This is a genomic window from Stenotrophomonas sp. HMWF003 (genome assembly GCF_003061285.1).
GTDB classification, from domain to species: Bacteria; Pseudomonadota; Gammaproteobacteria; order Xanthomonadales; family Xanthomonadaceae; genus Stenotrophomonas; species Stenotrophomonas maltophilia_AP.
Genome location: NZ_QAIW01000458.1, coordinates 1 through 10,705, shown reverse-complemented (window position 1 = coordinate 10,705; position 10,705 = coordinate 1). Strand labels below are relative to the sequence as shown.

The following is a 10,705-nucleotide window of genomic DNA, read 5'->3' as shown; positions in this document are numbered from 1 at the left end:
CCGCCAGCATCGCCGCCAGGGCGGCCACCACGGTCTTGCCCGACCCCACGTCCCCCTGCACCAGGCGCAGCATCGGGTGCGCCTTGATGAGGTCCTTGCGGATCTGTTCGAACACGCGCTGCTGCGCGCCGGTGAGCTGGAACGGCAGACTGTCGCGCAGCTGCCTGACCAGTACGCCCGGCCCGCGCAGCGACGGCGCGTGGTGCGCCTGCAGGGCCATGCGCTGGCGGCGCAGGCTGAGGTGGTGGGCCAGCAGCTCTTCGATGGCCAGGCGTCGTTGTGCCGGGTGGCGGCCGGCGGCCAGCGCGGCCAGGTCGGCATTCGGTGGCGGCCGGTGCACGGTCAGCAGCGCGCTGCGCAGCGACGGCAGGCCCATGCCCGCCAACCAGCCCGGCGGCACCAGTTCCAGCGTGGATTCTTCCGGCAACCGGTCCAGCGCCAGCCCGATGAATTTGCGCAGGGTAGCCGGGCCGACGCCTTCGATGGCCGGGTAGACGGGGTCGAGGCTGTCGCCGAGATCGTCATCGTCGTTGACGCCCATCACCCGGTAGCTGGGGTGGACGATCTCCAGCCCGGTATGGCCAGGCTTGGCAGTGCCATAGCAGCGGATGCGCGCGCCGACGGCGAACTGCGCCACCTGCTGCGAGCGGAAATGGAAAAAGCGCAGCACCAGGGTGCCGTAGGAGTCGTCCTCGATGGCGACCTTGAGCACCGGGCGGCCCCGGAAGCCGCGTTCGACCGCGCTGACCCGCCCTTCCACCTGCGCGGCCACGCCGGGCTGCAGTTGGGCGATGGTGGTCAGCCGGGTACGGTCTTCATACCGCAGGGGCAGGTGCAGCCACAGGTCCTGCAGCGAGGACAGGCCACGGGCCTCCAGCTTGGTGGCCACCGCCGGGCCGATCCCGGGAAGCATCGACAACGATGCTTCCCCGGCCGCGGCCAGCGCCGGTGCAGGAGCCCGTGACCGTGCCACGTCAGGCCTGGTCGAGCACCATCACCGCATCAACCTCGAAGTTGGCGCCCTTGGGCAGGCCGGACACTTCGATGGTGGAACGGGCCGGGAACGGGGCCTTGAAGTAATCCTGCATGACCGCGTTGACCTTGGCGAACTCGGCCAGGTCGGTGAGGTACAGACCGAGGCGGACGATCTGGTCCAGCGAACCGCCGGCTTCTTCGGCCACGGCCTTGAGGTTGTCGAAGGCGCGACGGGCCTGGGCTTCGATGTCGCCGGCACCGACGATGTCACCGGTGGCCGGGTCAAGCGGGATCTGGCCGGAGAAATACACGGTGTTGCCGGCACGCACGGCCTGCGAATACGGACCGATCGCGGCCGGGGCGTTGGCGCTGGTGATGATCTGGCGGGACATGGGAGCTCCAGGGAACAAAAGTGGGCCCACCATTGTACCGCCGGACCCGCCGTCCCCGCAGACGCATCCAACGCCGCGATCGACGCCGAAATCTCAGGTAGAGCCGACCGTTGGTCGGCTGGCCGGAGAATGACGAAGACGATTGGTCGGCTGGCCGGAGAATGACGAAGACGATTGGTCGGCTGGCCGACCATGTCGATCATCGCCGCATGGTGTGCGTGCAGCCGACCAACGGTCGGCTCTACCTCGGTGGGGTGATCGTTGCCGCGCGGTGTCCGTGCAGCCGACCGACGGTCGGCTCTACGGAACGCGGTTTATTGCCTGCGAACCGATTGCACGACCGACAACCGCCGCAGCCTGCGCATGACCTCGGCCAGGTGGTTGCGGTCGCGGACCTGGATGTTGAAGGCCAGTACCGCTGCGTTGAAATCGCGGTCGAGGTAGTCCACGCGCTCGATGTTGGAGTGGCTCTGCGCGATCGCCGCGGCCAGCTGGGCCAGCACGCCGGTGCCGTTCTCCACTTCCACCACCAGCGAGGTGTCGTAGTCGCCGGACACGGTGGTGTCCCAGCCAATGGGTACCCAGCGCTCGGGCGACTTGCGCAGTTCGGCCAGGTTCGGGCAATCCATGCGGTGCACCACGATGCCCTTGCCGGCAGTGTGGTAGCCCATGATGTCGTCGCCCGGAATCGGCTGGCAGCAGTTGGCGAAGCTGACCACGCCGCGCTCGCTGCCGTTGATCAGGATCTTTTCCTGCGAATGCTTGGAATGCGCGCCGCCCCGCAGCTCGGCGTAGGCCATCAGCGCCTGCGCGGCCTGGTTGGGCATCCAGTTGCCCAGCGCCACTTCGGCCAGCAGGGCCTCCAGGCGCGGGTAGCGGTGCTCGGCCAGGAACGCATCCAGGCGCCCCTTGGGCAGGCGTTCAAGCGAGCTGTCCATCGCCTCCAGCGCGCGGTCGAGCATGCGGTGGCCCAGCTGGACCGCGTCTTCGTGCTCCAGCTGTTTGAGCTGGTGGCGGATCGCGGTGCGCGCCTTGGAACTGACCACGAACTCCAGCCACTGCGGCTTGGGCGTGGCCGAGCGCGCGGTGATCACTTCCACCGTCTGCCCGCTGACCAGCTTGGTGCGCAGCGGCACCAGTTTCTTGTCCACGCGCGAGGCCACGGCCATGTTGCCCACGTCGGTGTGCACCGCATAGGCGAAATCGAGCGCGGTGGAATTGCGCGGCAGGGCCAGGATCTTGCCCTTCGGGGTGAACAGGTAGACCTCGTCCGGGAACAGGTCGACCTTGACGTTGTCCAGGAACTCCAGCGACGACCCGGCGGCGCGCTGGGAATCGATCAGTTCCACGATCCAGGCATGCGCGCGGCTCTGCGCGCTGTTGGGCGAGTCGCCGCCGAACTTGTAGGTCCAGTGCGCGGCCACGCCGCGCTCGGCGATCAGGTCCATTTCCTCGGTGCGGATCTGCACTTCGATCGGCGAGCCGTACGGCCCGAACAGCACCGTGTGCAGCGACTGGTAGCCGTTGGCCTTGGGGATCGCGATGAAATCGCGGAAGCGCCCGTCCAGCGGCTTGAAGGTGGCATGCACCGCGCCCAGCGCGTGGTAGGCATTGGGCACGCTGCGCACGACCAGGCGGAAGCCGAAGACGTCCATCACCTGGTCGAAGGATTTGTTCTCGTCGTGCATCTTGTTGTAGATGCTCCACGGGGTCTTGATGCGGCTGACCAGCCGGTGCTCCAGCCCTTCCTTGGCCAGGCGCTGGGAAAGCTGCACTTCCACCTGCGCCATCGCCTCGCGGCGGACCACCGGCTGGCTGCGGATGTGCTTTTCCAGGATGGCGTGGCGCCACGGGTACAGCGCCTTGAAGCCCAGGTTCTGCAGCTCGCTCTTGACCAGGCTCATGCCCAGCCGCTGCGCGATGGGGGCGTAGATCTCCAGCGTTTCGCGGGCAATGCGGCCGCGCGCTTCGCGGCTCTGCGCGCCCAGCGTGCGCATGTTGTGCAGGCGGTCGGCCAGCTTGATCATGATCACGCGCAGGTCGCGCGACATCGCCAGCAACATCTTGCGGAAGCTTTCGGCGGCCGCTTCCTGGCGGTCGCGGAATTTCAGCTTGTCGAGTTTGGTCACGCCGTCGACCAGTTCGGCCACGGCTTCGCCGAACTCGGCGGCCAGTTCCTCGCGCGTGAGCGGGGTGTCTTCGATGGTGTCGTGCAGGATCGCGGCGATCAGCGCTTCCACGTCCAGGCCGAGTTCGGCCAGCACCTGGGCCACGGCCACCGGATGGGTGATGTAGGGCTCACCGGACTTGCGGGTCTGCCCGGCATGCGCGGAGGCACCCACTTCCCAGGCACGGCGCAGCAACGGCAGTTGCTCGGGCGGCAGGTAATGCGCTGCGCGTTCGAGCTGGAGGACATAGTCGGGTACGGCCGCGCCGGGGGGCGAGGCGACCTTGGCAGTGGGGCCTGGGTTCATGCTGGAAGACTATTCCAGCGGCGGGATAACGGCAAACATCTGAACAGGGACCGGAGGGTGGCGCGACGACCCACGGTCGTCGCCTACCGGCGTTGGACCGATCAACGTGCGTCGTTGCGTGCCGGTGTTTTCCGGGGCCCAGACGCAGAACAGCCCGCCAAGGCGGGCTGTTCGTGCAACCACAACCGGTTCGCGCGATGCGATCAGTCGTCGTTCTTGGACATGTCTTCGTCGGCGACGACTTCGGCAGCGGCCCATTCCAGTGCTTCACGCTCGGCACGCTCGCGCTCGGCCTTCTCGACTTCGTCGATCAGGGCGTTGTCGATCTTGCGGGCGGCAATTTCGCGCAGCGCCAGCACGGTCGGCTTGTCTTCGGTTTCGCTGTTGTCCAGGGTGGCCTGGACGCCATTGGCCAACTGACGGGCGCGCTTGGACGCCATCATGACCAGTTCGAAACGGTTGTTCACGACTTCCAGACAATCTTCTACGGTGATGCGGGCCATGCGGGCTCCCGGCAGCCGGTGAGGGCTGCTCAATCGAATGAGGGAAAGGGGACGGATTGTACCGGCGGGGGCTGGACAAAATCAAGCCAACCCGCTAGCACCCCGTTTGGAATCAGTCAGTTGGGGCCGCGTCCTGGGTTAGCAACGCCTGGATCAGGCCCGCGTGGCGGACCTTCTGGGCCTCCCGGCGCAGCCGGCTGGCCGTGAAGATGGCGCACAGCTCGTCCACCGCGGTCTCGAACACCTCGTTGACGATCACGTAGTCGAAGTCGTTGAAGTGCAGCATCTCTTCACGCGCGGCGGACAGGCGCTGGGCGATCACCGCCTCGCTGTCCTGGCCGCGCTTGCGCATGCGGTCCTGCAGCGCCTGTTTGGACGGCGGCAGGATGAACACCGTCACCGTGCCCGGCACCAGCTGCCGGACCTGCTGGGCGCCCTGCCAGTCGATCTCGAGCAGGACATCCTGGCCGGCAGCCAGCTGCGGTTCCACCGACTGCCGTGCGGTGCCCTTCCAGTCGCCATGCACCCAGGCATGTTCGAAGAAGTCGCCGGCGGCGATCATCCGCTCGAATTCCTCGGCGCTGACGAAATGATAGTGCTCGCCGTTGATCTCGCCCGGGCGCGTGGCGCGCGAGGTGAACGAGATCGACAGGGCGATCTGCGGGTCGCGTGCCAGCGTGGCGTTGACGATGCTGCTCTTGCCGGCCCCGGAAGGCGCGGCCACGATGTACAGGGTGCCGCGCGCAGGCGCGCCGGCGGGCATGGGCTGGCTGCTCATTCGATGTTCTGCACCTGTTCGCGGATCTGGTCGATCAGCACCTTCAGCTCGACGGCGGCATTGGAGGTGCGGCTGTCCACCGACTTGGAGCCCAGCGTGTTGGCTTCGCGGTTGAACTCCTGCAGCAGGAAGTCCAGGCGGCGGCCGACCGGCTCGCGCTGGGTGAACACCCGGCGGATTTCGACGATGTGGCTGCCCAGGCGGTCCAGCTCTTCATCCACGTCCAGCTTCTGCAGCCACATCACCAGCTCCTGCTCGGCACGGCCGGGATCGACCGGGTGCGGCAGGTCGGCCAGGCGCGCGGCCAGCTTGGTGCGCTGGCCCTCGCGGATCAGCGGAATCAGCGTGGTGACCTCGGCGGCGATGCGCTCCACCCCATCCACGCGTTCCTGGATGGCGGCGGCCAGCTTGTCGCCTTCACGCTCGCGCGCGGCCACGAAGCCGTCCAGGGTGGCGTCCAGCAGGGCCAGCGCCTCGGCATGCAGCGCAGCGGCATCCACCGCCTCGCCCTGCATCACGCCCGGCACCTGCAGCAGTTCGGTGAAGCTCACCTGCAGGCTGGGGAAGCCCGGCGCCAGGCGGCGGGCCAGTTCGCCCAGCTGGGCCAGCAGCACGTCGTTGACCACCAGTGCACCGGTGACCTCCGGCGCGCGCAGGCGCATGACCAGGTCGATCTTGCCGCGGCTGCAGCGGGAAGCGACGCGCTCGCGCAGCTGCGGTTCCAACGCACGCAGCTCGTCGGGCAGGCGCACGCCCACCTCCAGGAACCGGTGGTTGACCGAGCGCAGCTCACAGGCCAGCGTGCCCCAGCGGGTGGCGCGCTCGCCGCCGGCATAGGCGGTCATGCTTCGAATCATGGTGGGTTTCCGATGTTCCCAAAGGGGGAATGGTACCCTAGCGGTCTCATTCGAGCCTCCCTGCCTGCCCCTTCGGGGTGCGGGCATGGTCGCGTTCCCCCAGCTTCCACGGAACCCCAACGCATGTCCGACACCCGTCCCAGCGGCCGCCAGGCCGACCAGCTGCGCGAAGTGCGCATCGAGCGCGCCTTCACCCGTCACGCCGAGGGCTCGGTACTGGTCAGCTTCGGTGAGACCCGCGTGCTGTGCACCGCCAGCGTGGAAAACCGCGTGCCCGGCTTCCTGCGCGGCAAGGGCGAAGGCTGGGTCACCGCCGAGTACGGCATGCTGCCGCGCTCCACCCACACCCGCAACGACCGCGAAGCGGCGCGTGGCAAGCAAGGCGGCCGCACCCTGGAAATCCAGCGCCTGATCGGCCGCACCCTGCGCGCCTGCATCGACCGCGGCGCCCTGGGCGAGCGCACCATCACCCTGGACTGCGACGTGCTGCAGGCCGATGGCGGCACCCGTACCGCCGCCATCACCGGTGCCTACGTGGCGCTGGTGGACGCGGTGAACTTCCTGCTCAAGCGCGGCGACATCAAGCGCAATCCGATCTTCGGTGCGGTGGCGGCGGTGTCGGTGGGCGTGTACCGCGGCACCCCGGTGCTGGACCTGGATTACGCCGAAGACAGTGACTGCGACACCGACATGAACGTGGTCATGAACGACGGCGGCGGCTTCATCGAACTGCAGGGCACCGCCGAAGGCCACGCGTTCCGCCGCGACGAGCTGGACGCGCTGCTGGTGCTGGCCGAGAAGGGCATCAAGGACCTGTTCGCGGCGCAGCAGGCCGCCCTGGCGTCTGCATGAACCGCCGCATCGCGCTGACCACCCTGGTGGTGGCCGACTACGACGAGGCCATTGCCTGGTACACGGGCATGCTCGGTTTCACCCTGATCGACGACATCGACCAGGGCGACAAGCGCTGGGTGGTGGTGGGGCCGACCGACGGCAGCGCCGCGGCCCTGCTGCTGGCGCGTGCCAGTACCGATGAGCAGCGCAGCCGGATCGGCAACCAGACCGGCGGCCGCGTCGGCTTCTTCCTGAACACCGACGATTTCTGGCGCGACCACGCCGCGATGACCGCGCGTGGCGTGGAATTCCTGGAAACCCCGCGCGAAGAGGTGTACGCCACCGTGGCGGTGTTCCGCGACCTGTACGGCAACACCTGGGACCTGCTGGAGCCGAAATGAAGACACTGGTACTGGCCAGCGGCAACGCCGGCAAGCTGAAGGAACTGCAGGCCATGCTCGGCGACCTGCCGCTGCAGATCGTGGCGCAGGGCGAGCTGGGCGTCAGTGACGTGCCCGAAACCGGCCTGACCTTCGTCGAGAACGCGCTGATCAAGGCGCGCCACGCCAGTGCCGTCACCGGCCTGCCCGCGCTGGCCGATGATTCGGGCCTGATCGTGGACGCGCTCGACGGCGCGCCCGGCCTGTACAGCGCGCGCTATGCGGGCAGCCCGACCAACGATGCGGCCAACAACGCCAAGCTGCTCGACGCGCTGCGCGAGATTCCCGCCGACCGCCGCACCGCCCGCTTCTACGCGGTGATCGTGCTGCTGCGCCACGCCAACGACCCGCAGCCGCTGATCTGCGAAGGCAGCTGGGAAGGCGTGATCCTGGACGAAACGCGCGGCAGCAACGGCTTCGGGTACAACCCGGTGTTCCTGGACCCGACGCACGGCCTGACGGCGGCGGAGATGGACCCGGCGCAGAAGAATGCCATCAGCCATCGCGCGCTGGCGCTGGCCAGGCTGCGCGGGTTCCTAGCCGCCGCATGAGCGTCGTGGCGGCCCGTGAGTTCCGCTCGAGCGCCCGCAGTTACCAGGCGACGCTTGCCCTGGTGATGGGCGGCACGTTGGTGGCGCTGGGCGGCACCGCGCTGTTCTCCCTCAACAGCGCCGAACCGGCGCCTTGGGCCTTCCTGTTCGGCATGGTCGTCGGTTTGTGGGTGATGTCCGCCGGACTGCTGGCACTGCTCACCTGGCAGCGCGTGCGCATTGGCGACGATGGGCAGATCGAGGTCCAGCGCCTGTTCAACTGGGTGCGCCCACGACGCTTCCATGCCGGTGAAGTGGACGCCCTGCACTACGGCAACTGGCAGCGGAGCACCACGTCGGTGGTCAGCGACCTCGGCGTGACCCTGCGTGCCAGCGCGCACCGCCGCTGGCGCTACGTAAGGCTGACGAACACCCACGTGGCCGACGGGGGCGCGCTGGCGCTGTTCCGTGCCGTCGCCGCCGCCGTGCGCACGGCCCAACCCGACCTACCCCTTCCCGTGGAGCTGGCGCCCGACGACGGCGCCGCCCCTTTGTCCGACCTGACGCAGCAACGCCCATGAACGCCTCCTGCAACCACGCGCCCGGTGACGTCTGCACCGGCGACCACGACCACGCGCCGCGGCTGATTCCGCCGCCGCTGGCGCTGTACGTGCACCTGCCGTGGTGCGTGCGCAAATGCCCGTACTGCGATTTCAACTCGCACGCGGCCAAGGGTGAGTTGCCGTTCGAGGCGTACATCGACGCCCTGATCCGCGACCTGGACCAGGACCTGCCGCTGGTCTGGGGCCGGGTGGTGAGCAGCGTGTTCTTCGGCGGCGGCACGCCCAGCCTGTTCCCACCCGAGGCGATCGACCGCTTCCTGCAGGCGGCATCGGCGCGGCTGCGCTTCGCGCCGAACCTGGAAGTGACCCTGGAGACCAACCCGGGCACCGCCGAGCACGGCCGTTTCGACCGCTACCGCGCGGCCGGGGTGAACCGGATCAGCTTCGGCATCCAGACTTTCAACGACGAGGCGCTCAAGCGCCTGGGCCGCATCCACGACAGTGGCGAAGCCGAGCGCGCGGTGAAGCTGGCCCAGGACGCGGGTTACGACAATTTCAACATCGACCTGATGTACGCGCTGCCACAGCAGACGCTGGCCCAGGCCGAACATGACCTGGAACGCGCGTTCGCGCTGCAGCCCACCCACATGTCGCACTACCAGCTCACCCTGGAGCCGAACACGGTGTTCTTCGCGCGGCCGCCGCAGGGCATTCCCGACGAAGATTCGGCGTGGGACATCCAGGAGCACTGCCAGGCGCTGCTGGCCGAGGCCGGCTACGCCCAGTACGAGGTGAGCGCCTATGCCAAGCCGGGCCGGCAGAGCGCGCACAACCTGAACTACTGGCGCTTCGGCGACTACCTGGGCATCGGCGCGGGCGCGCACGGCAAGATCAGCAGCGGTGCCGAGCAGCACGTGCTGCGGCGCTGGAAGCACAAGCACCCGCAGACCTTCATGGATGCTGCCGGCACGGCCGCGGCGATCGGCGGCGATGACGTGATCGATGGCGAGCGCCTGCCGTTCGAGTACATGCTCAACCTGCTGCGCCTGCACGAAGGGTTCAGCCTGAAGGACTTCGAATCGCGCACCGGGCTGGAGCGCGCGAGCATCGCCGTGCCGCTGCAGGCAGCGATCCAGCGCGGCTGGATGACCCTGGACGGCGACCACGCCCGCCCCACCGAGCTGGGCCGGCGCTTCACCAACGACGTGGTCGAACTGTTCCTCCCCGCGTAGAGCCGACCGTTGGTCGGCTGCGCAGCACATGGCAGCCCGACGATCGTTGGTCGGCTGTTCCCGGCGCAGGTGCGGAATGCCGGCACGGCAGCCGACCAACGGTCGGCGCTACCGCGCCTGGGTGTCGGGGGATCCCTTCTGGCGGGGACACCGCGAAACCGTTAGATTCCTTACTCTCAGGTGAGCCGGAACCACAACGGATGTCTGCGTCCGCACCTTCATCGTCCCAGACCGACCCGGCCCGTTTCGCCCACGTGGCCGCACCGCCGCGCGTGCGCCGCCTGCTGGCGTCGCTGCATGCGCTGGCCGCGCAGACCCTGGCCACGCCGCTGAAACTGACCATCGTCGAACTGGAACGCGAGCTGTTCCGCGATGCCGAGCGCGCGCGCAACAGCCAGATCCAGGCCGACATCTACGCCCAGACCCGGCGCCTGCACGAGGTCAACGCGCAGTTCGCCCCGCTGTTCCTGGAGGCACTGGGGCACGCCCTGGCCCAGCTGCGCGAGCCGCGCGTGCGCCATGTGCCGGCCCCGGCGGCCAGCACCCTCACCGCCAGTACCCTGACCCTGGTCGCCGACACCGATATCGACCGCGACATCGTGCTGGTGGAGATCATCCGCCGCGAGGCGCAACGCTCGGCCAGCGCCCTGCAGCTGCTGGGGCAACGCTTCGCGGTGCTCGCCGCCGGTCCGGAGTTCGACGTCGAAGACCTGCCGTTCGGCCCGCATGTCCTGTGCCGGATCGTGCGGGAACTGGGCGAACGCTTCGAGCTCGGGCTGGAGACCCAGCTGGCGCTCTACCGCGTGTTCGACCGCCAGCTGATCGACCGCTTGGGCGAACTGCTGGAGCGCGCCAATATCCTGCTGGGCCACGAAGGCATCCTGCCCGGCCTGGTGTATACCCCCTACCTGGCGCGGTCGGCCACGACCCGGCGTATCGTCACCGGCCCCGAACGCAGCGGCCCCGCGCGTGAAGGCGGCAAGGTCAATCGCCCCCTGACCGGCTGGAGCGGATCGGCCCGCAACAGCGGGTGGGCGGCGATGACCAGCGAAGCGATGGGCGACCTGCCCACCTCGCTGCGTCCCGGCCCACCCTCGCCTGCCACTGGCGCAGGTAGCGCGCCCGCA

At 68.5% G+C, this 10,705-nt stretch carries 12 protein-coding genes; 6 read left to right on the top strand and 6 right to left on the bottom strand.

Annotated elements, in window-relative coordinates:
- The 6 genes from DBR34_RS24345 to DBR34_RS20330 all read right to left on the bottom strand — a co-directional run.
- The coding region (locus DBR34_RS24345) for an OB-fold nucleic acid binding domain-containing protein (protein ID WP_258224201.1) at positions 1-973 on the bottom strand (973 nt) is incomplete at its 3' end.
- 1 nt (position 974) lies between these two features.
- On the bottom strand, positions 975-1,367 hold the full coding sequence (locus DBR34_RS20350; protein ID WP_038686492.1) for a RidA family protein: 393 nt from the start codon (positions 1,365-1,367) through the stop codon (positions 975-977).
- Positions 1,368-1,681: 314 nt separating this feature from the next.
- On the bottom strand, positions 1,682-3,841 hold the full coding sequence (locus DBR34_RS20345) for a bifunctional (p)ppGpp synthetase/guanosine-3',5'-bis(diphosphate) 3'-pyrophosphohydrolase (protein WP_128098125.1): 2,160 nt from the start codon (positions 3,839-3,841) through the stop codon (positions 1,682-1,684).
- A 203-nt stretch (positions 3,842-4,044) separates the two neighbouring features.
- The gene (gene rpoZ / locus DBR34_RS20340) at positions 4,045-4,344 is read right to left on the bottom strand and encodes a DNA-directed RNA polymerase subunit omega (RefSeq protein WP_005410877.1); all 300 of its coding nucleotides are present in this window, start codon (positions 4,342-4,344) and stop codon (positions 4,045-4,047) included.
- Between the two features lie 112 nt (positions 4,345-4,456).
- Positions 4,457-5,122 carry a guanylate kinase gene (gene gmk, locus DBR34_RS20335; RefSeq protein WP_128098124.1) on the bottom strand — a complete coding sequence of 222 codons (666 nt, stop codon included), beginning with the start codon at positions 5,120-5,122 and terminating at the stop codon, positions 4,457-4,459.
- Complete coding sequence (locus DBR34_RS20330; protein ID WP_038686490.1) at positions 5,119-5,979, bottom strand: YicC/YloC family endoribonuclease; 861 nt, start codon at positions 5,977-5,979, stop codon at positions 5,119-5,121. Before DBR34_RS20330 ends, gmk begins: the two co-directional genes overlap by 4 nt.
- 123 nt (positions 5,980-6,102) lie before the next feature.
- Here DBR34_RS20330 and rph point away from each other — a divergent pair, with 123 nt between their 5' ends.
- From rph to DBR34_RS20300, 6 genes are all read left to right on the top strand, one after another.
- Positions 6,103-6,831 carry a ribonuclease PH gene (rph, locus tag DBR34_RS20325; protein WP_128098123.1) on the top strand — a complete coding sequence of 243 codons (729 nt, stop codon included), beginning with the start codon at positions 6,103-6,105 and terminating at the stop codon, positions 6,829-6,831.
- A complete protein-coding gene (locus DBR34_RS20320; protein WP_128098122.1) occupies positions 6,828-7,214 on the top strand; it encodes a VOC family protein in 387 nt (128 codons plus the stop codon). The genes rph and DBR34_RS20320 overlap by 4 nt, the downstream gene beginning before the upstream one ends.
- Entirely contained in the window at positions 7,211-7,804 is a 594-nt protein-coding gene (rdgB, locus tag DBR34_RS20315) for an RdgB/HAM1 family non-canonical purine NTP pyrophosphatase (protein WP_181394091.1), read from the top strand. Before DBR34_RS20320 ends, rdgB begins: the two co-directional genes overlap by 4 nt.
- Positions 7,801-8,364 carry a hypothetical protein gene (locus tag DBR34_RS20310; RefSeq protein WP_128098120.1) on the top strand — a complete coding sequence of 188 codons (564 nt, stop codon included), beginning with the start codon at positions 7,801-7,803 and terminating at the stop codon, positions 8,362-8,364. The genes rdgB and DBR34_RS20310 overlap by 4 nt, the downstream gene beginning before the upstream one ends.
- Positions 8,361-9,578 (top strand): radical SAM family heme chaperone HemW, encoded by a 1,218-nt coding sequence (gene hemW, locus DBR34_RS20305; RefSeq protein ID WP_128098119.1) that lies wholly within the window; start codon positions 8,361-8,363, stop codon positions 9,576-9,578. The genes DBR34_RS20310 and hemW overlap by 4 nt, the downstream gene beginning before the upstream one ends.
- A 200-nt stretch (positions 9,579-9,778) precedes the next feature.
- Positions 9,779-10,705 (top strand): DUF1631 family protein (locus DBR34_RS20300; RefSeq protein ID WP_128098118.1); only part of this gene is annotated, 927 nt, incomplete at its 3' end.